Genomic DNA, 26039 nt, shown 5'->3' with positions numbered 1-26039 from the left:
AGGTTTAGGTAAGGCAGATGTAACTACATAAATTCTCCTAAAAATTTCGTGTATAAATCATATTTGTTAATTTTAACTGATAATATTTATTAAGAACCTAAAACATTAAAACCTTGTCTATAAAAATACCTGACTTTAAGCTTGACTATGTTTTCGCAATTGAAGGACATGAAGAACTCGGCAACAGTGCAAATAAGCCAGTCATAGTTACCGCTATAAATAAAGAAACGGGAGTAAGGTCGGATTATGTTGTTAAACTCAATGCGTCAGAGAGAATGCACGTAGAAGCGCGTATGTTAGAGATTTTAGGAGCGTTTATCGCTATTGAGCTAAAAATACCGGTTGTAGTCCCAGCTGTGATTGAAATTGGCCAAGATTTTTGTGCCACATTGATTGGCAAAACATACTTTCAGAAAGCTGGCGAAAGCCTGGGTTATAATGTTGGTTCGGAGTACAGATCCGCACTTAGCATTTTAGCAAATAATATTCCTCTCACTGAATCCCAGGAAAAGATTGCGCAACACATATTTGCATTTGATTTGTTAATAGAAAATGTAGATAGAAATAATGATAAGCCTAATATGCTCACTGATGGACATACTTTGATTGTTTTGGATCATGAGCTAGGCTTCGGATTTATGAGAGTATTACCCTTTTTACGTAATCAGAAACCATGGGAATTAGGCGAGGCAGAACTACAATGGATCACAAAACATTGTTTGTACAATAGGCTAAAAGGGAAAGTATCTGAGTTAGATTCATTTTGCGAAAAATTAGTTACCTTAGATGCCGAATTTTGGGATAGAGCAAAATCGCTTATACCACCTGAATGGATCGTCGACGATTTGTTCAATGGAATAAAAAAACATATTGAAGCGATGATAATAAATCGAGATGAATTCAAAAAAAATGTTAAGCACCTGTTAGCATGAAAACTTTTCAATATCAAATTTTACGTTTCCAACCTGATAAGATATCCGGAGAGTTCCTGAATTTAGGGGTGGTTATTTTCGATCCATCGACCCAGGCATTAGCTTTTGATATTTTAAGGAAGGCCGGGGGTGTTTCAGACGTTTTTCATGGTATCAATACACGTTACCTTAGCAAGCAATTGAACTATATTGCAACAGGGTTAAGTAGGATTTCTAAAGAGCTTCTTTCCGAGTTCAAATTTCAAAATGTTGAAAATATAGAAGAGCTGACAAAAACTGTATTCCCAAAAGATGATAGTTCACTTTTCTTTTCGGAAGTTCGAAGAACTTTGGACATGGATATACAGGTCTTAACTGAATATCTAGGAAATAGGTTGATAAGTTTAGCCCATAAGGAAAACGATAAGGATATTAAGAGCGATAAAGAGGTTTGGACTAAAATATATAAGAAATATTTTGACGATTTAAATATCTCTAAATACCTGACCCCTGTTGTTGTACCAACAAAATTTGGTGAGATTAATTTTGATCATAGTTGGAGGAACGGGCATCTTAACTTTTTTGAAGCCGTTAATTTCGACTTAGAGAAGACAGAGTCAATCAAACAAAAAGCATATCGTTGGGCTGGACAAATTGACGAACTAGTTACTGCTGACGAAAAAATTCATCTTTATTTGTTGGCTAAAATGCCAGAAAAGAAGTTAAAGAATAAGGTATTTGTAGAAGAGTTTCTGTCTGCCAAATCAAGCCAACAGGTCAAAGTTGAAATTGTTACACCCGAAAACGCTGTTGAGACCACTTCTGAACTTCAAAGGGAAATTTTGACGCATGAATAGTTTGACCGGATAGTTGATCTCAACTACCCGTCATTCCATGTACAAATGTATCAACGAAGTTTAAAATCTTACCGAAGATTCTTTCACCTGTTTTCTTACGTTGTAGAATAGAAGGTTTTTCACCTTCAATCAAATCCAGAATTTCTTCACGTAAGGGCTCCCGTTCAGCAAAGAGGTAGTTTTCAACGAGCTTTTCTGTCTTTTCACTTGGAAGACTTTTTCCTAATACTAGTTTAAGGAAAACCGTAAAAACTAAAGAACAAAACCGATTATATTCGTTTTCTAAGCATGGTAGGCTAAGAGTGAAAAATTTCTCAATATTTCACATATTTTGTGAAATATCATTTAATTTATAACTTAGTAGAACTAAACTGGAACTGTTAATCAAACCAAAATCAAAAAACAATAGAAAAATTGGTCTCTATAGAGATGGGACTGGCAGCGCACAAAAAGTAATGCTTGTGGACAGATCCAATAACTAATAATTAATAACAAACAACCAAATCGTCTAAACCGAAATGAACAGCATTATTAGCACTACCGCCGATACCTTGGATGGTTATACCATCGAAGAATATTATGAACCTATTGCCGCCAATGTAGTGGTTGGGTCTAATGTGTTCAGTGATGTGTATGCGGAGATAAAAACCTTTTAATGATATGGAGACATACATAAATATTGCCATCCCTATAATATTGGCTTTATTTGCTGGAGTTGGCTGGCTCTACAGGCATGAAAAAGAAAGGCGATTATTAGTTGAACGACAACTTTCTGAAAAGAAATATCAAGTCTATATAAAATTCGTAAACTTGTTTTTTGAGCTATATGAAAATCAAAAATTTAAGAAGTCGATGTCCGAACAAGAAATGTTTAAGACAATGATAGAAATGAGAAGAGATATGGGCTCTCCTAAAACTAAGATTACGACTACTAGTTTTCTAAGAAGTCTGGTCAAAGAGAAAAATGAGTACGAGAATCTAAGGAAAAGCGGAGTAGTGTGATTTTTTGATGGTAGATCTATCAGAAGGAGGAACACGAACTGCGTTGGTAGAGTAAGACTAAAAAACATTAAATTCGAATATTCAATCAACAGATTTCCAAAAGAAAGAACATCTTGCTTTCGAAGACTTACTAAGATGTTCCTATAAAATAGAATGAGCAAGATGAATAATATAAGTGATGAAACAAAGAAAATTTTAGAGGCCGAGACACTTTCCAATATTGATTCCTTTGTTGATTTGGCGGAAAGTATTCGAAGGTCAGTACGAATGATTGATAGGGCTGGACAGTATATGGAAGCTAGTGGTATTGAGATACCTAAAGACAATTTTTATTTGAAGCGTATTAGTGAATATAGTATGTTGTTGACGCTTATTTGGCTAGACATTACTGCAGCTTTCAGGGTTTATTTTAATGCAAAAAAGAATTACGAAGTTGCATATGCTTCCAAGCAACTTCTTATTATTATTAATGAAGGCTTTAAAAAGATTTATGGATACTTAACTTTTGATAAAAATGGAAATTTAAGGACAGGAGAACGTAATAAGTCATTTTGGATATATGATATCGGAAATCTTATTCATGAGAAATTACTGTTTCTAGAAAAAGAATATGATTTTATAACCTTGGAGCTGGATAAGTATGACGACGATGATTTGAAAAAAATGAAGGACCCAAGGGATCTCTTTGTACATTACGATAAAGTGCCCACTAAAGTTTACGATGAATTGGAAAATATAGATATTGAGCGTATAACAGTTAAAACTATTCCATTTATGCGTATCCTCTCCAAGATGATTCCTTTTACACATACGTTGTTAAAAGAATATGCTTTGTTAAATGAAAAAGAGAAAAATGACGCTTTCGATAGCCATCATAAAAAACTGGAAGAATTCAAAAAAATGCATTCCAATAATCCTGACGTAATTAAAATGTTAACTGATGTTCAAGTTGGATTACTAAAATTCAAAAATAGGTGATCTAGCTTCTTTGTAAGCTTGAATGGCTCCATGTTAAAAGTGAAATCATGTAACCTTTATCTTATATCTTCAAAATTGAAGAAGAACCAACTTGCTTTAAGAGTAATTACCTAATGGTGGAATATCATCATTTATCAGTTCTTAAACATATTAACATGAATAGAAAACATACATTTGGATTACTACTGGGTTTAGTTGCCGTATTAGCAATAAACTTGTTATTCGTTTTAGTGGTGTTGTCGCCAGCTAAATATTCGATATTTGATTTTACGTCTGGGGAAACCTCTAATATTGCGACAACAATAACTGGTCTTACTACACCGATACTCACCTTATTTAGTGCTTATCTATTATATCTAGCTCTAACAAAGCAAACAGAATCAAATGAAACGCAAAAGCTCAAAAATGATGTAGACATGGTTGCGTTTTTGTTTAATCAGCTTGATACGGAATTCAATGGTATAAGTTTAAGACAAACAATTACTAGTCGAACTGGCACTAATCAGCCTGAGAAGAGAATTGAAGATAGCTATGGATTAACAGCAATGCAAAAGATATGCGCGTCGTATCATAACGAGCCGAAATATTATAAGACAATGTACGCGATGGATCAGGTAAAGTCTACAATAGCATCATTTCTCATCGTTGAGGAAGCTATTAGCTGTTTAGGCAATTCCCAATTTTGAGCAAAAAATGAGATTTTTTTATGACTTTAAATTGCGGGATCCTTTGAAAGAATTGTACTTTAATATAAGAAAACTGAAAGAATCTGACCGGCCAGAGCTTGTGTTTGATTTCTTTATTAGCAATCAAAAAAAAATATACCCAGATTTTGATTTGTTTTCATATGAAACAATCGACCAGATGTTCAAGTCTAAAGGGTAACTGTCAAGAGACTAATTTACACTACCTTGAAATAAGAAAAAAGACTTGGCAACATCGTGAAAGAATTGATGTTTTGATGAAAGATCTTGGTGTTAAAAATTAATTTTCCAATAAGTTCTTTTACTTGTTTGGAAGCTTTGTAATCTTCTTCACAATAGGCCATGTTTAGTTAATAGTTTTTTAAACATTAGTGAGAATGGTCTATCTGGCATAGCAAAGCTCGTTAATATGTCTCGCAATTCGTCATTTAATTCTCTATTTTGGAGCGCTATCTCATAAATAATTTTGTTGAACTTTTTCAATTCAGCAGTTCTCATAGTATCGTAAATAGGTTTGTTAAGCTTGTACTTTTTTATAGTGTTTAACCCCCTTTCGCTCAGCGAAAATATTTGTTCATCTTCGAAATGTAGGTTGGCTTCGATCGTAGTATCCTCATCTAAAAACGGATCTAGACAACTCGAATTTGGCAATGCTATATTACTAGGCTTGCCGATATTACTTTCTTTATGAGAAAGATATAAATTCTCCCATTCAAAAGCTTTTGTTTTATCTTCTGATACTTCTATATAATGGTCAACTTGGGCTTCAGTAGGCCCTGCGAATTTGACTTCGCTGTAAAAGCATTTATTATGACTTATGTTACATAAAGTTTCTTTGATAACATTGTGTCCGTATTGTTTACTATTCGGCCTGTCCTTATTTGACTCTATAAATTTCTCTGTCCATTGAACCTCTTTATCTACTAATATCTGAGGCTTACCTAATCTTTGTAAATGCCTCATTACTTATTTTTTCTTTATTTTTTCTATGATTTTGTCGATATCTAAATACGAAAAATACTGAGGGTTGATTTTTAAAAGCTCTTCTTCAATTCTATTTTCCTCAACTTTATTTCCTTGTTCGATCGCATTTTTTCTAGCTTCTAGCAATTTGTCTATTTCTTCATTAGCAAACGGACTAGTTTCTCCAAAGACCTCTGTACTTAAAATTTCATTAATCGGTTTGTTTGAATATATATCTGTTTCATCTGAAATCACAGAGTATCCTATGTGAGGTTTACATACATATACCTTTGAGCCTTCAACAGAACCCACTATAAAAGGGGAATGGGTTGCGACTATTATCTGCAGGTTTGGAAACATCGTTAAAATGGAATTTAAAAATGTTCTTTGCCACTTTGGGTGCAAATGATTTTCTGCCTCGTCAATAAGGAGAATACCAGGAGTGTTACATAGTTCTTCAATGGATAGGTTATTTAGCTTGTAAACGGAATACATCTGACTAAGAAGTGAGACTAGTCGTTGAACTAAATACAAATTTCCACTGCTCAGTTTTTCTAAGCTAACTTTAAAGCCATTCTGTTCGATAATAGGAAGTAAATTTTTTCTTTCTACATGGACAAACTCTCCGTTGTATAGACTTATTTTAAAAATTTCCTTTAGTTTATTAAATATAAACTCTCCCTCGAGCTTTTCATTTGGATCATCGGACGATTTGTAATAATCAAAAAAAGTGGCGATTTTAGTCGTTTCTGCATTATTTTGTATACCAGTTAGGCTAAATTGAAGGTAGTCCTCCGGTTTTATGAAATCTAAACTGGATATATGAAATGGGGAATGGTCATTTTGAGAAGTCCAATAATTGGCAATCCATAAGTTACCTTTCGTATATCTTGAATCTGAAAAGGAATTCTGAATGTCGTTATAATGGCGCCCGTTTACATATGGTTGGAAATTCTCCTCTATTGAGCGTTCATTTAATCTACATTCTAAGGTAATATCTTGTTGATTATATGCTAACAACAATTCTAAGAGGAAGTTATCACTTCTTCTAATAGATCGTATGTTTTTATATTGGTAACTGGTTCCCACTAATGCTTTACGGATTGCATCAATTATAACTGTTTTACCCGTACCATTTTCTCCAGTTAAAATAGTAACCTGACTTGCTGAATTTTCAAAAGTTGCAAAATCAATGCTGTCGTCAAGAAATGGCCCAATATTTTTAAGAGTTAGTCTTTGCAGTTTCATTTAACTCGTTTCAGATTTTGAAATCAGATTTTAATCATTCTGATGTGATGATTGTCTTAATGCCTCTTCAATTTTTTCACCTCCTCAGCCAAATCACTCACTACCTTAGTCAGATCCAAGATAGCTTGTGTCTTAACCTTATCATCCTCAACGAGTTTTTTCATTAGTGCTTCTACCTTACTGGAATTATTATAAGTTACGTTAGGTTGATTACTTAATCCAAATGAGTTTTCGCTTACTTCAAAGGTGTTGTTATTCTGTATATTGTATATTGCTTTCTCTTCGCTAAAAGAGCGTATAAATTCAATAGTGACACCGAGAGCATCAGCGAGCTCTTGAAGTGTTGGTTCAGGGATTGTCCACATATTTTCGAACTCCGAAATGCGCCTTTGATTAAACTTGCTTTTGCACCTTTGACCTAATGCTTCTTGTTTTAATCCTAGTATTTCACGAATTCTTTTTGAATTTCTCCCTTCGTGTATTTTCTCTTCTTGGAATGCAATACTCATTTTTCTACAGATTTAAATACGCTCGGTAATTTACCGGACTTTTACCATTTGATAGTGGTTAATTGGTTTTTTACCTTTGAAGTAAAGATACGAATATTTATGTATAAAAGCTGGGTGATTGTTGATTAAACACGGTTTTTATGATATAAAATTTGTTGTTTTAGATTAATGCAATAAATTTGCACCATCTTAATAGGTGGTTGCACTTATGAGTCTTGTCAGTGAAACGTGAGAAATTTCAATTGGAACAAGGCGATAAGTGGAAAGAGCGCCCGTCAGTAATGGCGTGGCGTCCGCTTACTCGTTCCAAAGGCTTCTCACGGCCCCACTGACGGTAGGTTGGATGTTGCGCCATTATTGACGATATTTTACCTCGGAGACTCGTTAAAAGAATAACGAGTATATGTACAACCTAAACGAACTAAACCAAAAAAACAATGAATTTTCTTTATTAAGAAATTCCGTTCGTTATGTCATTTTCTTACTTCGTTCATTTTCTAAAAAACAGTTTCTTAAAACGCTTATAACCGCGCCTGAATAGTTGTTGATATTCAAGTCAATTTTACAATTAAAAATCTTTAACCAACCTATTCAAAGAAATGAACGATATAATCGTAAGGGGAGCGGTATGCTCTTTCCGAAAGAATAATATATTAATACAGCGCAAGAAGCCGTTAATGATGCCTGCCTGCGGTAGGCAGGAGTATGAATTATTAATGATAAATACTGTTTTTTCCTCAACGGGCAGTTTTTCGCGAGAACCATCGCACATACAAAAAAATACTGAAAAAACTACCTGTAACTCGCGAGTTACAGGAAAATGGGGTTTAAGAAGGTTCAAAACCACTTTTTGGTGGTTTTTTTTCGCTAAAGTTTGTATAAAAAAGTACTGGAAATTTAGGCGCAGATACCTTTTTTCGTCTCAAAATGTTGCCTACGAAACTATAAGAATCGGGATGCGACTGGGCGTCTTTAAACCTTACACCGTATACCTTATAACCTTAAAGATCTTGTTCTGTGTTTGTTTGGCACACGCCCGGCAGTCCTCCTCCCCGGAGGCTGCCCATGGCGTGGCTTTGCAAAGTTCCTATCTACTTAACGGGCGAGTTGTATCTGCCGAAACAAATGAACCGCTGGACGGGGCTACTATAAAAATATGGAAAGGGGACATCAAGGTGCTGACCGATAAGGATGGTAAATTCCGTTTAAGAGTGCCCGACACAGGTGGGGTTTTGCTCGTCAGCTATGTAGGTTACAAGATTGCCGAAGTCCCCTTCGGAGGGAGGGATTCGAAGCCGTTAATCGTTCAATTGGAAAGCAACGGCACTCAACTGGAAGAAGTGCAGGTAAGTACCGGTTACCAAACCTTACCCAAAGAACGCGCTACGGGAAGTTTTGTGCAGGTGGATAATGAGCTGTTGAACAGGAGGGTGTCAACCAATATTCTCGACCGCTTGGATGGGGTGACAAGCGGCCTGATCTTCAATACCAACAACAACCGCCAGTTCGGACAGAGCGATATACAGATCAGGGGCAGGGCAACGCTTTTTGCCAATTCAGATCCCTTGATCATCCTGGATAATTTTCCTTATAAAGGAGATATAAGCAACATCAACCCAAACGATATCGAGAACATAACCATTCTCAAAGATGCGGCCGCAGCTTCGGCCTGGGGCGCCCGGGCGGGTAACGGCGTGATCGTTATCACCACCAAAAGGGGGCGCATCGGTAATAAAACCAAGGTGGAAATCAATACGAATCTTACCATTAGCGAAAAGCCGGATCTCTATTATACACCTCAATTGTCTGCCGCAGAATATATCGAGGTGGAACAGTTTCTGTTCAATCAGGGATTGTACAATGTGGCTATCAACAATGGTTTTACACCGCTATCACCTGCGGTGGAGGTATTTGCAAAAGCCCGGAGCGGATTGATCGGTAGCGCGGATTCGTTGAGCAGCATCAGGCAACTGGCTACTTACGACAGTCGCGCAGAGCTGTTGCAACATTATTATCGTACCGGTGTCAATCAGCAATATCAGGCAAGTTTGAGCGGGGGAGAGGGGAATCACAGTTACTTCTTTTCGGCCGGTTATGATAAAAACCTGGAAAGTAATGTGACCAACAAAAACGACCGTATTACGCTCAATGCTACTAATACGTATTACCTGTTGGACCGTAAACTGGAGTTTTTTTCGAACATCCTGTTTACCTCTTCCAACAGCGAGTCCTTACCCCGCTTTACTCCGTCAACTCCTTATGATCGTCTGGCGGATGATGCGGGGAATCCGCTGCCGATAGCGCGGGATCTGCGGCTATCCTATGCCGATACGGTAGGGAACGGGCAATTGCTCGATTGGCGTTACTTTCCGCTCAGGGAACTGCAGCAGGGGTACAGCAAAAGCACAGCGAAGCATACCGACTACCGTCTGAATACTTCGTTGAGCTACACCTTTCTGCCAGGCCTGAAAGCATCAATCAATTACAGCTTTCAAAAGGGAACGACGGACAATGTTTCGCATAACGAGCTGGAATCTTACTATACCCGAAACCGGATCAACACGTTTACGCAAACAGATGCAGCGGGGGGGCTATCATATCCCATTCCCATGGGAGCTATCAGAAACGTGGGAAACACACGGTCAGCTGTTCACTACGGGAGGACGCAGCTTGATCTGGCAAAGTCGTGGGATGCCCACGCCATCAATGCGCTGGCAGGTTTTGAAATCCGTTCGTCCACTAATTTTTCAAATACTATCGGACTTTACGGTTACAATGAAGAAACAGCTACCGATCAGAATGCTGCCATCAATTTTAGGGAGCTGTATCCTTACTACTATGGCTTCAATACCGCAAGGATTCCTACCAATACGCAACAGAGCGGCGCCGACCTGCGTTATCTGTCGTATTACATGAACGCCTCCTATACCTATCTGGACCGTTATATCCTCTCTCTAAGTGCGCGTAAAGATGAATCCAATTTATTCGGTGTTTCCTCGAACCAAAAGGGCGTGCCTTTATGGTCTACCGGACTGTCATGGCTATTGAACCGGGAGCCTTTTTATCAGGTTGGTTGGATGCCTAAACTACAGCTTCGTGTCACCTTTGGTTATACCGGTAATGTAGACAACAGTCTCTCGGCTTTGTTGACCGCCAACAGAGGTTCGGGGCAGCAGCGTTACAATACCTATTTTACCGAGATCGTTAATCCGCCCAATCCTTCGCTGCGATGGGAAAAGATACGCAATGTGAATTTTGGCGTTGATTTCGGGCTATTGGATAATCGGCTGAACGGCAGCATAGAATACTGGCTGAAAGATGGGCTTGATCTGATCGGGAATAGCCCTATTGCGCCCCAAACTGGAATTACACTGTTCAAGGGAAATTCGGCCAATACAAGCGGGCACGGTCTTGACTTCGTGTTGAACACTATAAACACCAAGGGGGCGTTGCGCTGGTCTACCAACTTTTTGTACAACTATGCCAAAGATAAGGTAACGGATTATAAGGTTTCGAACGGGAGTAACTTCAATGTGGTTTCCGCCAATTATAATAATCCATTGGAGGGGTATCCGTACTATGCGCTTTTTGCCTTTCCTTATGGCGGTCTCGATGGCCAAGGTGATCCTATCGGACTATTGGATGGTAACCAAACAAAGGAATACGCGGCTATTATGAACAGCCAGGACCGGAACAATCTGGTATTCGTTGGCTCCGCTATTCCCACGCACTTTGGAAGTGTGCGGAATAATTTCCGATATAAGGGCTTTGATCTGTCTTTCAATATTACCTATAAGTTGGGGTACTTTTTCCGTCGACCATCGCTGAATAACGGTAGTATATATGCAAGTACCGGTAGCCCCGCCGCCTATCAACAGGCGGATTACAACAACAGATGGCAGCAACCGGGCGATGAGGAATGGACAGATGTCCCGGCACTACTCTATCCTTCCAATCTTAATCGGAACAACCTCTACTTATATAGCGATGCATTGGTGGAAAAAGGTGATCATATCCGTTTGCAGGATATACGTTTCGGCTATTCGCTCACGTCAAGGCAGCAAAAAATATTCAGATCGATCAACTTCTTTATGTATCTAAATAATATCGGAATCCTGTATCGTTCGAATAGCCGCCATATCGACCCGGATTACCCCACAGGCGTTCCACAGGCAAAGACCATCGCCTTTGGCCTGAAAGCTATTATATAAAACCAATATGCAGACAATGAAACAGCTTATAATGATATGTACTGCTTTAATCGTCCTTTTGATGGGATGTGACAAAGAAACTTTTTTAGCCAAAAAACCGAGTACGTCCATTGTGCAGCCTAAAACGCTCACCGATTTTCAGAATTTATTGGATAATACCCTCGTGTTGAATTATACCGGCGGCCTGGCGCAATTGAGTGCCGATGAATATGAGGTGAACGATGAGGCCTTTATGGCCGGAACGGAAACCGAGCGTAATGCCTATTTATGGCAGGAGCAGATCTATAACGGCGATAACAGCATTTTGGACTGGAACAGGCTTTATGCACAGGTTTTTTATGCCAATAACGTGCTGGACGGCTTAAGCCATTCGGACAGCGCTGCTACAGCTCAGGGCAGGTTTATAAAAGGATGGGCACTGTTTACCCGGGCTTTTGCCTATTATGATCTGGCAAAAAATTTCTGCTCTCTATATAATCCGTCAACGGCGGTTAATGAGCTTGGTTTACCACTAAAACTTAAACCGCAGATCGATGAAATACTTCCCCGCTCTTCGCTTGAAAATACTTACCGGCAAATCTTCCGAGACCTTGAGGATGCAAAGCCATTGCTTCCGTTTCAGCGCCCGAACAATAATTTAAATAGGCCTTCCAAAATCGCTGCCTATGCCTTGCTTGCACGTATTTATCTGGATATCCGCCAATACGATGAAGCAGAATCAGCAGCTGATAGCGCGCTTGCGCTGTATAACAAATTGATAGACTATAATAAGGTGAGCCGCACTTCGGCCACGCCCTTCTCCATCACGCATGATGAGCTGATTTACAATACCAGTCAGGTAAATACCTACTTTTTTACCACGGCTTCCGCTATTTCCCCCGGTCGGGTGCCGGATCACATTATGGCACTTTATGATGAAAATGATTTAAGGGTTCCGCTTTATTTCAATAGAACAGCTGACGGAACATTTAGTAAGAAGCGTGGCTATAATGGGGCAGGCGCGTACGCTTTCACGGGTCTGGCTACCGATGAACTCTATTTGATCAAAGCCGAGTGTTTGGCCAGGCGGAATGAGCTTGGTGGTGCGATGGATTGGTTAAATACTTTATTGGAAAAACGCTACCAAAATAATGTTGTGCCGTCCTTAACAGCTGGCTCAGCAGCGGAGGCCTTGCGATTAGTGTTAACCGAACGGCAAAAGGAATTGATATGGAGGGGATTACGTTGGCAGGATCTGAAACGGCTGAATGCCGAGAGTGCAGATATAACCTTATCCAGAACGGTAAACGGTCAGACCTATATACTACTACCTAACAGCCCGCGCTACGTTTTTCCGATTCCGGATGACGAAATAGCGCTTAGTGGCATTGAGCAGAATAAACGTTAAAAGAAATAATCATGAAATACAGAAATACCGGATTTTTAGAACTGATACAGGCGTCGCTGATTTTTTGTTGCATTTTCCTGTTTTCGCAGAGCCCGGCCAACGGGCAACAGGGAAAAGCTTATTTGGAGATGAAAGGACCTGCTCCTAATGTCCTGATTGAAATCAATGTGCTTAAAAATGGAATCAACTCGGGGTATATCGGTGAAGTGGATACCTATGAATGGCAACCGGAAGTTAACCGATGCTTGGAAATACCGATGGAAGATTCGCTCTCTTATGCCAGGATACTGGTATTTGATAAAACCAACATCAACACGGTACATAAAAGCTTTTCAAATTTCTTCTATCTATTGGAAAGAGGGGACTCTATACAGATCGAAGACTTATCTGGAGATATTCATTTCAAGGGCAGAGGCAGTGAAAAGTGGAACTGTATTGATCAGGTTTACAGACATGAAGATATAGGATCACGCCACATAACGAATAAGCTGATCAAAGAGGGGCGTTATCGAGATGCGTTGTTGGCCGATAAATCGAAACTCGACTCCCTACTTGCGGTTCAGCAACTGCTATTGAGGCAATTCCAACCGAAATTGAGTAAACATGTTTATGATTTAATTTTTGTGGATCTATTGGCAGGTCATTATAAAAAGTGGAGTTTCATACTCAGTTCAAAAGCTCGTGACCTGGCTTTTGTAACGGCCAAAAAAGATTTATGGAAGGAATATTGGGCAGCATTTAGCTTTCCCGTAGATGATGAGAAATTGTTGGCACAATCATACCTCTATGCCGACTTTATATATGACAGGATTAAATTTGGTTTAAGGTTATTACGAACTGACGAAAAAGGACAAACCTATCGGCGTCAGTCAGGAGATTTATTAGCTGTTATTGAACAAATGCCCAAGGGAATCCTAAGAGATAAATTGTACCTGATCACAATTTATCAGAACCTGAACAACAGAACAAGCGAAATCAATAAAATTGATTACCTGATAGCAAACATAGGGAATAATCGGTATAGGAAGCAGATAGAAGCACTTCAGCGGAATAAAAAGGGAAATCCGGCCTTTGATTTTAATTTACCCGATCAATATGGCAACAGACATCGACTTGCCGATTACCAAGGTAAACTGCTTATTATGGATTTTTGGTTTACTGGTTGTCATGCCTGTCGAGCGCTATATGAAGGCTTTTTGAAACAGATTGTTACAAAATATAAAAATGAAGAGGATGTGGTGTTTATGTCCGTCAATGTAGATAAAAAGAAAGAGTGGTGGTTAAAAAGTGTGAAGGAAGGAATCTATTGTTCTCCGGATGAAATCAATCTTTACACAGAAGGTCTGGGACGATACCATGACATTATCAAGTACCATTTTATTATCGGGTTTCCTACGATTGTTATGATATCGAAGGACGGACGAGTTATTACCGCCAGTCCGCCACGACCTTCGGAGATAACAGATCCTGCGGTTGCCGCTGCAGAAAAAGCCTTTATTAAACTGATAGAAGAGAATCGATAAAAAAAACCTCCTATCGGCAATAAATTCGCTGATAGGAGGTCATACATAACACTCTTTCCTTTACCTATTCTACATACAATGCGGGAGAAGAATTTGGGTCGGCTTGCAGCCATCCTTGCGACACGTAGTTATCAATCTCTGTTGCGCTATAAGTTGGCTGGTCCGGTATATTGGCTTTACCGGCGGCTGTTACATCGTATACACAATTTCTAGTTGCTGTACTTTGGCAGCTGGAAAATTCCGGGTCACCTTCCAATTGAACAAACTGATCGGTAGCAGGTTGCACCAAATGGTCAGCCGTAATTGTTCTTCTAGATGAATTTGCCTTTACAATAAAAAAGGTGAATAAAGCCAATGTAAATATTCCAAAAATGATCTTTTTCATAATGGTTGTTTTTGGGTTAAAAAATAATTTTTATTCGAACTGCTCAAAATCGAACACAATCATTGCTTCAAAGACAGTATTCCATTGTCATCTTTGATATACGGCCAACGCCGAAATACCGCAAATTTTCTTGGATAAAACTGTGCTTTCATAACACGTAAAAAGTAACGTATAACGAACACTAAATTAGCCTGAAAAGCAACATTTGGATTTGCCGGAGGGAAAGGAATACGTTGTGCTAGATCAATTTAAGTACTTGTGCTTAATTGTCTTTTTTACTGCGACTTAAGGTGCTTTCGCTTACATGCAGAAAGTTTGCCAGGTCTTTGTTTTTTACATAAGGCCATAGATCGCCTTGATACTTGTTGAATAAGATCAACTTATGCCGCACTTCTTCTTCCAACAACAATATTTTATGATCCAAAGCCTGTTCCTGCATATCCCGTAAGGTCATATACAGCTTCAACAATTGGGGATGGGCCGTTATCACCTGCCGAAGGGTGTATTCATCCCAATAATAAAGAACACTTCGTTCGATGGTTTTTACATAGATCGAATGATAATCATAGGGTACAAATAAGACCTGCCCACGTGTTATAAAACGAACAATGCTGGGTTGTGTTCTTTCGGCGCGGGCATATTGCTTAATGAAGCCTTCCCCTATATATAACATGCTGCCTCCATCCAGCTGTACCGCACGTGCATTGCCATAGCGGCGCTCTAAGACTATCTCAGTTAGCGCTTGCCAAGCCTCGTTTGATAGCGCACCTAATTGTTTTAGCTCTTCTTGAAAGGGATTGAGTAAGGGATACATGATGCCGAAGCTAAGGTTCTTGCTTTTGATATGCAAGATTGCCGGGACGAACGACCGTCAGCCGGGACGAACAACCACTTTGGTCGTTCGTCCCGGCTTTTTTCGTTTCGTATACTCCTGCCCGGTTGTCTGTCCCACCCTTTAGGATAAGCTGCTTTTTCACTGCAATATTGTCTCCGTGATCATCAAAATCCTTGGCCAGGGGATGGGAAGAAGTCGGATGCCCAGCAATAAAGAAGGCAATGGTTAGAATTAAAAATGTATTAACATGAAAAAGTTAAATAGAAAATTACGCTTATCCATCAATGGAGGTATCGTAGAAAGTCCGGTTCCGCTTCATCGCGCATTTGGTCTGTATGAGGAGGACGGAGATGATGAATTGAAGTGTGATTATGATATCCTCTAAATAGTCGCTGCTACCCGAAAATTTGAAGGCCGTTCTCCTTCAGCGATCGGGTAGCATGTTTAGATAACCTTAATAAATGAATCATGAAAAAGAATATACTTGCTTTGCGTCAACGAATTATACAATCTTATCGGCAATTTGATTTAACGGATGCCACGATAAAGCAGGAGCGGCAGTTTGCTGTTTTCAGTGCTAATTTATACAATGCCCTGCCCACACTTTCGCCCAAGAAATACCTGTCTTTGTTTAAGCAGGTGCATATTAACCGTCGTTTAAGCTTTCTGGATATCGAGCATGCCGTGCCTCCCGGTATCCTGCACATAAATGGCTGGGAGAACGCTTGGGTACAGTGCGTAAAAGATCGGCCGGGTATTGTTTGTACCTATCATACAGGTTCTTATCGCTTGCTCAATTATCTAATGATACAAGCGGGTATACCTATCAGTTTGGTCGTATCTGCAAAGGCTTATCAAATGGAGGAAAAATTTAAGCAGAACCTTTATCGCGGTTTGGCGAAGAATATTCACCTACAGGTTGAGTTGATTAATGCGGAGGAGAGCCATGCGCTTATTCGAATGACCAGGGCCCTGCGGAATGGACGCAGTCTGGTGCTTTATATTGATGGAAATATGGGGACGAAGGTGGAGACCGGTGTGTCGCATAATTTATTGCCGATCAAATTCTTTGGGCTGGAAATGAGCGTACGCAAGGGCTTGGCCACTTTAGCCTTTCGATTAAAATGCCCGATTTATCCGCTTATTTGCCGACGCTTGCGAAATACGGGCATCGCCTATTCCATGCATAGGCCGATTATTTCGACTCAGCTTGATGAAGAAGCTTCATTTGTGCATTGGGTTACCAAAGCTTTATATAAACAATTGGAAGATTTCTTAAGGCAATATCCGGAACAGTGGGAGGGATGGTTATATCTACAAGAGCATCTTGTTGCTCCCCGACAAAATTGTATAAGCCCGAATTTTGAAAATTGGAATGCGTGGTCGCTTTACAGAAGCCGACAGAAAGGCTTTCTTCTCCACCGGCCCGATTATCGGATTTACCCGATCACGTTGAACGATTACGACACCTTAAAAGCTTTCTTTGGTACTTATTTATAAATAGTGTGTTGATTATTAATTAATTATGAGTAACTTAAGAGCTTCTTTTATTACCGAAAGCCAAACAAATGAACTTAAACGAGAACCTATATCGTATTAACCGTTCTATTTCTATCCGATCGCAGCTTCTTCTGATAAGTGCCTACGTGCTCTTGTCTTACCTCGCCAATCTCCTGCGGCATGGGAATAGGGATTTTCTAAAATCGATGCTTGTATCAGCCTGTGTTATCGCTTTTTTTTATCTGCTTGCTTATATCGTTCGGTTGTTATTTAATCCGAATCGACGGGTGCGCGGACTTATACTGGGGGGTATTATTTTTATCTTGTTTCCGTTACTTACATACTTAATTGTTTACCTACTGCTCCCTTCATTTAACTATTATCTTTATAAACCGCACGTTGCTTTTAGCTGGTCGCAATTCTTTGGTAATACACTTTTTGCCGGATTCAGTATTTTTCTGGCCCTGGGCTTGTATACAGCTTTCTATAGCCGACAGCTAAAACAGCAGCGGGTAAATGATTTGGAACAGGCCGAGGCACGGCGGCTGCGGGAAACGGAACAGATGAAGCGGGAGCAAACGCTTTCGCTCTTGCAATCGCATCATATAAAAGGAAGTTTACATGCTATTGTTTGCCGCGCGGAAGAGCTTAACGATGCCTTGATCCCGCTATTGATCACTAATTTGAGTGGTATACTGGATTATTCGATCGATTTAATGCGGGGCACACTTGCTAAAGTCTCGGTAAGAAGGGAGCTTGCCACGGTCAATAAAATGATCGAATCGGCGCAGGTAAGTTATGGCGATTCGGCCTTGCAGCTTACTACGCAAGGGAACGATACGGGCCAGTTTATTGCACCGCTTGCCCTGGTTACACTGGTAGAAAATGCGTTCACACACGGCGAAATCAGCAACGAACATCCGCTGCGTATGGACCTCGTTTTTAAACCAAATTTTTTCAGTTTCACCATTACAAATAAAATATCGTCCCAATTGCCAAACACGCAAAGTTGGGGGAAGGGAACCGCGTTGGTACAGCAAAGTTTATCGATGTTGGCCAATGCGGAACACGCTTTATCCCGACACGAGCAACAGGGCTTGTATACTGTATGTTTAACCATAACTTATAATCCATGAGCAAAACAATTACTTGCGCAATCTTAGAAGATGATGTCGCTGCGATGAATCTGCTGGTTACTTATGTAAAAAGGCAGGAACAGTTGCAACTGAAAGCAACCTTTGCCGATCCGCTGGAAGCAAAAGATTTCTTATTGGAAAATGAGATTGATCTGTTGATCGCTGATATTCAGTTGCCGCATATGAATGCCTTTGAGCTGATTAATTTATTACCCATCAAACCGCTTGTTATTCTGTGTACCGGAACAAAAAACATTAGCTATGCAATAAAGGGTTATGACATTGATGTGGTGCACTACCTTACCAAACCCTTTTCGCATAAACATTTTGAAGAAGCCATTCAAAGGGTATTTATAAAAAGACATGTTAGTTTAGGGGTGCAGGAAGTGGAGGTGGAATACACTTCACTACCGCAAGATGGCGGAATGGTACGCATTCATTTTGCGGACATTATTTACCTCGAGGCTGTAAAAAACTATGTCTATATTCATTTAATAAATGACGAAAACCAGAAAGTAAGGTGTCCGCTGCAGCAATTGGAAGACGAACTGCCCAAGAGCCTTTTTATACGGATCCATAAGAGCTATATGGTATCAAAGCGTTTAATTGCCAGTTTTAGCAGCACACACGTGAAACTGTATTATTTAAAGAAAGGGCTCCCTTTGGGCCGTACCTATAAAGACGGATTAAAAACGTACATGAGCCAGGGAGAGCGAAAGCAGAAGACGAGTTATATTCGATCTACTGCGAAGAATCTGGCTCGGCTAATGGTAGGAAGATAAGGAGGCTGCGTTTAATGTGCCGATCATCAAAATAACCTCGTGAAACCGAAAAGAATTGTGATTTACGCACAGGATGTAAGTAACCTCACCGGCAAAAGCATTCGACAGGCGCAACGTCTGTTAAAGGATATCCGTTTCGTACTGGGCAAGGAGATACATCAACCTGTTACCGTTAAGGAATTTGCGGATTACATGGGGATTGAAGTGGAAGAGGTGGAGCAGGGGGTTGGGGGGTAGTTGTGAGTTGCGGAAGTTAGTAGAGAAGTAGCTGAAAACAAGCCGCCCCGTTGATGGAGCGGCTTGTTGTTTACCGACGTCTGTTTAACCAGCGTAATAATAGACTGACTAAAAAACTGACGGTGGCACCTAAGGCGGCTAAAATAGTGGTTTTTAGCAGTTCATCGGCACCGAGATGCGGTAGTGCACTTAGGAGGGTGCCGAATAGGGTACCCGTTTTAAGGTCATGGCGCATCTTGTTGATGTTCGGTATGGGGCTTCTCTTTTTGCGATGCTTCTAGATTATCCCAAACTCCCAACAGCAAATTGAGGTATTTTGCTGCCTTGACAAGCTTGGCAGGTAAGCCGATGGGGCTGGCAACCACCAGCTGGCCGGCTAACTGCAAACCTTTCTTCCAGGGCTGCCACCAAGCTGTTTGCGTTTGTCCGTTCGATGCCCCGGTAGGCCCGGTATTTCGCTCTTCCGTTGAGCGCAATGCCGTATTTTTAGTCTTCATTTTTGTTGTTAAGTAATTGTCTGTCAACACTCGTAATCACTAACCAAACCTCTTCCTCCACATCTAATAGGGGGTACACGAGATCTTTGATCCGTTCCAGCGCAATACGACTGTAGTTTCCTACTCCGGGTGCGATGCATTTGGTTACCGGCGCAATACAGCCCTGTAACTCGTGTAAGGCATTGTTTCCTGGATGGAAAAGGATAGCTTCCCGGCCGGGTACATTTACCACCGCCAATTGCTCCCGCCAGCGGTAATGCATGCGTTTGATCAGTCGGTATCGCCCCTCGGGAATACAACTGATCAGTCGTCTGTTGTTTCGCCAGGGCAGTTCGATGCATTCGCAGATCGTCTTGTCTGCATAAGTGATTACACCGTTGGTACCATTTGAATGGTATGTCCGCGTTAAGTGGAGCTCCATTACATGATCGCTATCTGGATAATGGAAATGGCATTGTAGGCACCGTTATTCAACGGGTACAAGATGGTGTTGACTTCTTGGTAAAAGGTGATACCGAACAGCACAAATACGGGCAATTCACCGGGATTAGCAAGGTTAACGCTCAGTGTTTGGCTATCAATTACCATCTCCTTCAATGCGAAGCTTTCGCTTTGGGTCGTAGCCATTTCGGACATGTCTTCGCTATCGAAGTCTACGGCCGATGCACCGAAATTCAGCTGGAAATGGGTAGCACCTTGTGGTGCCGCAACGGCTAAGGATGGCCGCAGCGCTTCGATCGTTAAATTCACCGTACCTGCCGTTCGATCGATCGCTACATCGGGTTTTGCAAATAGGGTGTTGCTGAGCTCTGCGGCAATGTTGAAATTAAATTGCCTTAGTGGCCCCAGATTTTCGGCCAGCACTTTCCGTTCGCCACGTGCATTGATGGCATCTGCCCTTAAAATGCGCATCATTCGGCTGAAGAGACGGTTTGGCATTTTGGTGTCGTACGTGAGCAAGATTAACGGTCGGAAGGCTTGGCGCAGTCGCTTTGCTGCCGCGCCGCCTGTACCAAACTCGGCGTTGTTCTCGCGTGTACGTTGAAATTTGGGGTCATTGGCAATCCGATCGGAACTTACGCCTGTTACCTGACGTGCCTGATACCCTGTTTTGGTTTTGTAAAAGGTCAAATCCCCGATTTTCCCTTTTAATTTAATGATACTTTCTTGTTGTGCCATGATATGGTTTTTAAAACAACACTACAAAGTTCGGTACCCTGAGAAGAAGCTTGGTCGCAAATGACGCGAGATGACGCATTTGTCGCAAAATGACGCATTTGTCGTTGTTGTTCGGACGGGCATAGCTGATCTTGGAGCTAAGGCAAAGCCGACCTTGATCCGTGTCCCATTCGTGTCCTATCCCATCTATATCCTAGTGATATCCCTGTAGGGTCCGCAAAAACCAGCAAAAAGCGGCTTTTTAAGCAATACCTATCGGACTCCTATCGGACTCGGCTTAGACTGGGATGGGGTGGGGAGGGTTGTTGGTTATTGGTTGTTGGTTATTGGTTGTGAGATTAGTTAATGAGCCAATGAGCCAATTAGCCAATGTGATAATGAGCCGATGTGATGATGAGTCAATTAGCCGATTAGCCGATGAGCTAATTTGATGATGGGCCAGTGCTGCCTAAAGCCTACAGTGCACGGCTCAACCTGTGCAGTATTTACAGGCTATCGGGAAGATTTTTACCCAGGTATATTTCAAAAAAAGCCTTCTTGAAAACGTCACCGATCGGGATTTCGGCATTTTTTATATAAATGGTGTGCACATCAAACGAATCGATGCGCTTGAGGTTTACCAAGTAAGATTTACTCACTCTGACGAAACGACCGGGCTTTAGGTATCCGGAGATTGTCTTCAGGTTCATGGCCGTGATGATCTTGTTATTTTCTGTAAAGATCACGACGTAATCTTTTAATCCCTGAACATACAAAATATCGTCGAAGAAAATTTTGTGGTAGCGCCGCTCGGCTTTTATAAGGATGAAATCACTTTCGATACTTTCCGTAGTCCCTTGCTTGTCTAAAAGACCGCGATAGAAAAATGCCTTAGCGATGGCGCGCTCTAATCGTTCTTTTTCAACTGGCTTTACCAGGTAATCGATCGCATCGGCTTCATAACTTTCTAAAGCATATTCGGAGTAGGCGGTAACGAAAATCACCAATATTTCCTTTGGAAGTGATGCCGCAAAATTTACCCCGTTTATTCCGGGCATCTCTACATCTAAAAAAATAAGATCGACGGAATTGTTGCTGATAAAATCATACGCTTTTCTTGCACTGTTGAAACTGCCCAATATAACGATATCCGGAATTCCTTGCAGGTGCAATAGTATTCCCTCCCTGGCCAATGGCTCATCGTCGACGATAATACAATTCATATCGGTACACTTAAGATTACTTTATACAAATCGTCCCCATTGTCGATGTCAAGTTTGTAGCTCTTACCATATAATAAATCTAATCGACGAATGATGTTTGCAAGTCCCAGTCCGCCCGTTCGTATAAAAAAAGGTTCATTCGGTTTTGTATTGACACAGGTAAAGATCAACCTTTTTCCGATGTTTTTAAAACATAATGAAATGCCCGAAGGCGCTTCGGTATCGGCACTGTGTTTCACGGCGTTTTCTACAAAAGTAAGAAAAAGACCGGGGGGTATTGACGTGTCCAACAATTCGGCGGGTTCTCCATTGGTAATTTCAAAGCTAAATTCGTCACGCCTAATTTTTTCCAGCGCTAGGAAATCCCGTAAAAATTCTATTTCTGACTGTAAGGATACGGTCTGTCCACGGGTTTCATAGAGTTGATAGCGCAAAAACTGGGATAGCTTCTTGATAACGGTTGAAGCTTTTTGTGGATCTTTTGAAACCAGTACATTGACGTTGTTGAGCATGTTAAACAAGAAATGTGGGTTTATCTGGTTTTTTAGTTCACGAAGCTCAATCTGCAAGGTGCTTTTTTCCAGGTCATTAATCCGTGTGGAGTCTTCTTTCCATCGCTGCAATAGCTTAATTGACGTGGAGGCTATTACGGCTATGCCCAATATGTTCAAATTATCTATAATGGTGGCAAGGACACCGTAATTCTCCCGATCGCTTGTCAATCTATAGGTTTTGAAAAAGTAGTCAAAGATACCGTTTGACAGCACCTGCATGATCGATATCATGATCAGGATCATCAGCAGGATCGTAAATAAGTAAACGAAATAACGGTCTTTAAACAATAGTTTGGGAACAAGAACATACATGTTCATATACACCATCGGTATAAATAGCAATAATTTTGTAGCACCATAAAATAGGTCGTAATTTCCGGCATACTTCTTTGTCCCGTTGAAATCCGGAACTTCAGTTAAGATGATGTAAATCCAGATAAGTAGATGCCGATAAATCCGATACTTGTCTTCGACAAGAAAATCTACAAACCAGTGTTGTCGGGAGGAATTGTCTTTCATTTACGATATTAATGTGCACACCCAATTATGCTAAACCAAAATAAGGTAAAAGATTGTTGTCGTAAACTGATTTTTATACAAACCTACCTTTTTTTTATATAAACCTACCATTTTCACCTTAATTAGGGGATGCTTCTGACCGGTCTTTCGGGGATTATATACAAATGAGACCGATAGCCGGATTTGGTATAAAAAACCACCCCCTTTGTATAAAAAAGCTACCGACCATGATACCGCCATATACATTTGTCCCATGCTAATTCTGAGCAACAGCAGGGATTTTTCAAATAAAAAAGAGATTATGGATCAGGTGTTAATTTTTAAAACAGACGTTGATTGTATGGACGATGTAAATAGGATAGCCGCTCTTTTTGCATCAACCGGTAAGATTAGGCAATGGAGTTTTGATCTTACGGATTGTGACCGAATCTTACGGCTTGTCTCAACCGACCTGCATCCGCGAACAATTGAAAAATTATTACGAGCAGAAGGGATCTGCTGCGAAAACATGGCATATGAATTATAACGAGTAACTAGCCTCGGCTAATAGCAACGTATCATATTCACCGACATCAATTATATTTAATGAGTAGATCACTGTTTTTAATTATCCTGCTACTTCCAGGCTTAAGTAGCTATGCGCAAAAGAAATTCGCCATCCATGGAACGATCAAAGATGCCAGTACAGGAGAGACCCTTATCGGAGCATCCATAAGAGTGCAGGGCTTCAGTGCTTTAGGCACTACCACCAATAGCTACGGCTTTTATTCACTTACGCCCGCAGAAGGCGAACACACCCTGTTGTTTAGTTATATAGGCTATGAAACCGTTGTTGAAAAAGTTTCATTACATAGCGATCAAACGTTGAACGTATCGCTTACACCGAGGGGTACATTAGAGGAAGTGGTTATTCGGGCAGATCGTTCAGATCATGATCAAATCCGATCGCCACAGATGGGGATGGAGAAACTCAATATGGCCCAGATCAATATGGTGCCCGTGGTAATGGGCGAGCGGGACATTTTAAAGACAGTCACGCTGATGCCCGGTATTAAATCGGGAGGAGAGGGGAACACAGGGTTCTATGTTCGGGGTGGTGCCGCCGACCAAAACCTTATTCTTCTGGATGAAGCGCCTGTCTATAACGCATCTCATTTACTGGGCTTTTTCTCTACCTTTAATTCGGACGCCATCAAAGACGTGAGTATTTATAAAGGCGGGATGCCCGCTGAATATGGAGGGCGCTTATCATCTGTGCTGGATGTAAAGATGAATGAAGGCAATAATAAAAGATTTACCCTTGAGGGGGGCCTGGGATTGATTGCTTCGCGTTTAAAGGTGGAAGGGCCCATTGTGAAAGATAAAGGATCTTTCATGGTAAGCGGTCGCAGGACCTATGTGGACCTATTTCTGAAGGCTTCCTCCGATTCTACCGTTAATAGCAGTACCTTATATTTTTATGATCTGAACGCCAAAGCCAATTATCACTTTGACGATAAGAATGCGCTCTATTTATCGGGGTATTTCGGTAAGGACGTATTGGGGGTGCAGGATATCTTCGGGACGGATTGGGGCAACAGCACGGCTACTATACGGTTTAATCACTTGTTCAGCAGCAAGCTGTTTTCTAATACTTCCCTGATTTACAGCAATTATCGATACGCCGTTCAACAGTTTCAAAATGACGAGGATGTTAAGATTACTTCGCGTATACGAGATTTTAATCTGAAACAGGATTTTCAGTACACACTGAATAGTAATCATGCCATCAAGTTTGGCGCAAATGTGGTGCATCACAAAATATCGCCGGGTGATATCCGTGCTAGCGCTAATTCCAGTTTTAATGATCTTCATGTTGAAGATCGATACGGTTATGAGGCCGCAATTTACGCGAGCGACGAGTGGAAGCCAACTGATAAGCTTACGTTGCTTTATGGGCTACGTTTGAATGGGATGTTTGTAATGGGCCCCGGAACGTTTAAAACATACAATCCGGACGGAACGGCCTTAACAACTACAGTGGTTGGCTCAGGCGATCTGGTGAAATCCTACCTTATGCTGGAGCCACGGTTTTCTGCTAGTTATCTGTTGAACGATCGGACTTCGGTTAAGTTGTCCTATAATCGCAATACGCAAAATATACACTTGCTCAGCAACTCTACCAGTAGTACGCCTACTGATCTGTACGTGATGAGTAGTAATAATATTAAGCCGGAAATTGCCGACCAGCTATCAACGGGATATTTCCGGAATTTCAGCGATAATAATTATGAATTCTCTGCTGAAGTTTATTATAAATGGATGCAAAACCAGATCGACTATAAAGACGGTGCTGAACTGATGGTTAATCAGGATGCTGAATCACAGTTAACCTATGGTACGGGAAGGGCTTACGGCATGGAGTTATTTGTAAAAAAGAGACACGGCCGACTCAATGGCTGGATCGGTTATACCTTATCACGCACGGAAAGAAGGTTTGATGCAATAAACCAGGGGAATTATTACCCTGCCCGGCAGGACAGAACGCATGACCTTTCAATCGTGGGAATTTACAAATTAAATGATCGCTGGACTTTCTCGGGTACCTTTATATACGGAACGGGCAATGCGGTTACTTATCCTACCGGCAAGTATAGCCTCGGCGATCGAACCAGATTTTCCTATTCGGAACGCAATGGGTATCGCCTACCGGCTACGCACCGGCTGGATATAGGTGCTACCTTGGAAGGAAAAGAGCATAAGCGCTATCACTCGAGCTGGACTTTTAGTATTTACAATGTATATGGCTACCACAATCCTTATGCAATTACTTTTCGGGATAGCAAGACCAATCCAAATACTACTGAAGCGGTACGGACGAGTCTGTTTCCCATACCGATCCCTTCTGTAACCTGGAACTTTAAATTTTAACATTTATACA

General features: G+C 40.9%; 27 protein-coding genes. 16 read left to right on the top strand and 11 right to left on the bottom strand.

Annotated elements, in window-relative coordinates; all coding sequences use genetic code 11:
• Positions 1 to 113: 113 nt before the first annotated feature.
• The 6 genes from RYH73_RS11080 (at position 114) to RYH73_RS11055 (ending at position 4434) form a co-directional block, all read left to right on the top strand.
• Positions 114 to 932 carry a HipA family kinase gene (locus tag RYH73_RS11080; RefSeq protein WP_335313496.1) on the top strand — a complete coding sequence of 273 codons (819 nt, stop codon included), beginning with the start codon at positions 114 to 116 and terminating at the stop codon, positions 930 to 932.
• A complete protein-coding gene (locus tag RYH73_RS11075) occupies positions 929 to 1768 on the top strand; it encodes a DUF3037 domain-containing protein (protein WP_335313495.1) in 840 nt (279 codons plus the stop codon). Before RYH73_RS11080 ends, RYH73_RS11075 begins: the two co-directional genes overlap by 4 nt.
• 518 nt (positions 1769 to 2286) lie before the next feature.
• Positions 2287 to 2424 carry a heavy metal-binding domain-containing protein gene (locus RYH73_RS11070; RefSeq protein WP_335313494.1) on the top strand — a complete coding sequence of 46 codons (138 nt, stop codon included), beginning with the start codon at positions 2287 to 2289 and terminating at the stop codon, positions 2422 to 2424.
• A gap of 4 nt (positions 2425 to 2428) precedes the next feature.
• Complete coding sequence (locus RYH73_RS11065; RefSeq protein WP_335313493.1) at positions 2429 to 2770, top strand: hypothetical protein; 342 nt, start codon at positions 2429 to 2431, stop codon at positions 2768 to 2770.
• Positions 2771 to 2932: 162 nt separating this feature from the next.
• Entirely contained in the window at positions 2933 to 3748 is an 816-nt protein-coding gene (locus tag RYH73_RS11060) for a hypothetical protein (RefSeq protein ID WP_335313492.1), read from the top strand.
• A gap of 155 nt (positions 3749 to 3903) precedes the next feature.
• Entirely contained in the window at positions 3904 to 4434 is a 531-nt protein-coding gene (locus tag RYH73_RS11055; protein ID WP_335313491.1) for a hypothetical protein, read from the top strand.
• A gap of 348 nt (positions 4435 to 4782) precedes the next feature.
• On the opposite strand, the gene RYH73_RS11050 is transcribed toward RYH73_RS11055, so the two are convergent.
• From RYH73_RS11050 to RYH73_RS11040, 3 genes are read right to left on the bottom strand one after another with little or no spacing between them, the layout of a single operon-like run.
• Positions 4783 to 5415, bottom strand: coding sequence for a hypothetical protein (locus tag RYH73_RS11050; protein WP_335313490.1), 633 nt, complete (start codon positions 5413 to 5415; stop codon positions 4783 to 4785).
• A 3-nt stretch (positions 5416 to 5418) separates the two neighbouring features.
• Complete coding sequence (locus RYH73_RS11045; protein ID WP_335313489.1) at positions 5419 to 6663, bottom strand: AAA family ATPase; 1245 nt, start codon at positions 6661 to 6663, stop codon at positions 5419 to 5421.
• Between the two features lie 56 nt (positions 6664 to 6719).
• Complete coding sequence (locus RYH73_RS11040; protein ID WP_335313488.1) at positions 6720 to 7172, bottom strand: helix-turn-helix domain-containing protein; 453 nt, start codon at positions 7170 to 7172, stop codon at positions 6720 to 6722.
• Positions 7173 to 7771: 599 nt separating this feature from the next.
• Between RYH73_RS11040 and RYH73_RS11035 the strand changes: the two genes are divergently transcribed.
• From RYH73_RS11035 to RYH73_RS11025, 3 genes are read left to right on the top strand one after another with little or no spacing between them, the layout of a single operon-like run.
• Positions 7772 to 11383 carry a SusC/RagA family TonB-linked outer membrane protein gene (locus RYH73_RS11035; protein ID WP_335313487.1) on the top strand — a complete coding sequence of 1204 codons (3612 nt, stop codon included), beginning with the start codon at positions 7772 to 7774 and terminating at the stop codon, positions 11381 to 11383.
• Positions 11384 to 11399: 16 nt separating this feature from the next.
• Positions 11400 to 12770 (top strand): RagB/SusD family nutrient uptake outer membrane protein, encoded by a 1371-nt coding sequence (locus RYH73_RS11030; protein ID WP_335313486.1) that lies wholly within the window; start codon positions 11400 to 11402, stop codon positions 12768 to 12770.
• A gap of 11 nt (positions 12771 to 12781) precedes the next feature.
• Entirely contained in the window at positions 12782 to 14293 is a 1512-nt protein-coding gene (locus RYH73_RS11025) for a TlpA family protein disulfide reductase (RefSeq protein WP_335313485.1), read from the top strand.
• Positions 14294 to 14357: 64 nt separating this feature from the next.
• On the opposite strand, the gene RYH73_RS11020 is transcribed toward RYH73_RS11025, so the two are convergent.
• Together RYH73_RS11020 and RYH73_RS11015 are read right to left on the bottom strand one after the other, a co-directional pair.
• On the bottom strand, positions 14358 to 14678 hold the full coding sequence (locus tag RYH73_RS11020; RefSeq protein WP_335313484.1) for a hypothetical protein: 321 nt from the start codon (positions 14676 to 14678) through the stop codon (positions 14358 to 14360).
• Between the two features lie 262 nt (positions 14679 to 14940).
• Positions 14941 to 15492, bottom strand: a complete 552-nt coding sequence (locus RYH73_RS11015; RefSeq protein WP_335313483.1) for a Crp/Fnr family transcriptional regulator — start codon at positions 15490 to 15492, stop codon at positions 14941 to 14943.
• A gap of 268 nt (positions 15493 to 15760) precedes the next feature.
• Here RYH73_RS11015 and RYH73_RS11010 point away from each other — a divergent pair, with 268 nt between their 5' ends.
• The 5 genes from RYH73_RS11010 (at position 15761) to RYH73_RS10990 (ending at position 19168) form a co-directional block, all read left to right on the top strand.
• Positions 15761 to 15898 carry a hypothetical protein gene (locus RYH73_RS11010; protein ID WP_335313482.1) on the top strand — a complete coding sequence of 46 codons (138 nt, stop codon included), beginning with the start codon at positions 15761 to 15763 and terminating at the stop codon, positions 15896 to 15898.
• Between the two features lie 83 nt (positions 15899 to 15981).
• On the top strand, positions 15982 to 17013 hold the full coding sequence (locus RYH73_RS11005) for an LpxL/LpxP family acyltransferase (RefSeq protein WP_335313481.1): 1032 nt from the start codon (positions 15982 to 15984) through the stop codon (positions 17011 to 17013).
• Positions 17014 to 17081: 68 nt separating this feature from the next.
• Positions 17082 to 18149 carry a hypothetical protein gene (locus RYH73_RS11000; protein ID WP_335313480.1) on the top strand — a complete coding sequence of 356 codons (1068 nt, stop codon included), beginning with the start codon at positions 17082 to 17084 and terminating at the stop codon, positions 18147 to 18149.
• Complete coding sequence (locus RYH73_RS10995; RefSeq protein WP_335313479.1) at positions 18146 to 18931, top strand: LytR/AlgR family response regulator transcription factor; 786 nt, start codon at positions 18146 to 18148, stop codon at positions 18929 to 18931. The genes RYH73_RS11000 and RYH73_RS10995 overlap by 4 nt, the downstream gene beginning before the upstream one ends.
• Positions 18932 to 18970: 39 nt before the next feature.
• On the top strand, positions 18971 to 19168 hold the full coding sequence (locus tag RYH73_RS10990; protein ID WP_335313478.1) for a hypothetical protein: 198 nt from the start codon (positions 18971 to 18973) through the stop codon (positions 19166 to 19168).
• 70 nt (positions 19169 to 19238) lie between these two features.
• Here the strand turns inward: RYH73_RS10990 and RYH73_RS10985 are convergent, their stop codons facing one another.
• The 6 genes from RYH73_RS10985 to RYH73_RS10960 form a co-directional block, all read right to left on the bottom strand.
• Positions 19239 to 19403, bottom strand: a complete 165-nt coding sequence (locus RYH73_RS10985) for a hypothetical protein (protein ID WP_335313477.1) — start codon at positions 19401 to 19403, stop codon at positions 19239 to 19241.
• Positions 19393 to 19665, bottom strand: a complete 273-nt coding sequence (locus tag RYH73_RS10980) for a hypothetical protein (RefSeq protein ID WP_335313476.1) — start codon at positions 19663 to 19665, stop codon at positions 19393 to 19395. Before RYH73_RS10980 ends, RYH73_RS10985 begins: the two co-directional genes overlap by 11 nt.
• Complete coding sequence (locus RYH73_RS10975; RefSeq protein WP_335313475.1) at positions 19655 to 20086, bottom strand: DUF5675 family protein; 432 nt, start codon at positions 20084 to 20086, stop codon at positions 19655 to 19657. Before RYH73_RS10975 ends, RYH73_RS10980 begins: the two co-directional genes overlap by 11 nt.
• A complete protein-coding gene (locus RYH73_RS10970; protein WP_335313474.1) occupies positions 20086 to 20844 on the bottom strand; it encodes a hypothetical protein in 759 nt (252 codons plus the stop codon). The genes RYH73_RS10975 and RYH73_RS10970 overlap by 1 nt, the downstream gene beginning before the upstream one ends.
• A 485-nt stretch (positions 20845 to 21329) precedes the next feature.
• On the bottom strand, positions 21330 to 22046 hold the full coding sequence (locus RYH73_RS10965; RefSeq protein WP_335313473.1) for a LytR/AlgR family response regulator transcription factor: 717 nt from the start codon (positions 22044 to 22046) through the stop codon (positions 21330 to 21332).
• Positions 22043 to 23119, bottom strand: a complete 1077-nt coding sequence (locus tag RYH73_RS10960) for a sensor histidine kinase (protein WP_335313472.1) — start codon at positions 23117 to 23119, stop codon at positions 22043 to 22045. Before RYH73_RS10960 ends, RYH73_RS10965 begins: the two co-directional genes overlap by 4 nt.
• A 301-nt stretch (positions 23120 to 23420) precedes the next feature.
• Here RYH73_RS10960 and RYH73_RS10955 point away from each other — a divergent pair, with 301 nt between their 5' ends.
• Positions 23421 to 23645, top strand: coding sequence for a hypothetical protein (locus RYH73_RS10955; protein ID WP_335313471.1), 225 nt, complete (start codon positions 23421 to 23423; stop codon positions 23643 to 23645).
• A gap of 59 nt (positions 23646 to 23704) precedes the next feature.
• Positions 23705 to 26029: a TonB-dependent receptor gene (locus RYH73_RS10950; RefSeq protein ID WP_335313470.1), complete on the top strand. Its 2325-nt coding sequence runs from the start codon at positions 23705 to 23707 to the stop codon at positions 26027 to 26029.
• Positions 26030 to 26039: the final 10 nt, after the last annotated feature.

The sequence above is a fragment of the Olivibacter sp. CPCC 100613 genome, assembly GCF_036959255.1.
In the GTDB taxonomy this organism is placed as follows: domain Bacteria; phylum Bacteroidota; class Bacteroidia; order Sphingobacteriales; family Sphingobacteriaceae; genus Olivibacter.
Note: the sequence above shows the minus strand (reverse complement) of the source record. Positions and strands in the feature narration are given on the sequence as shown.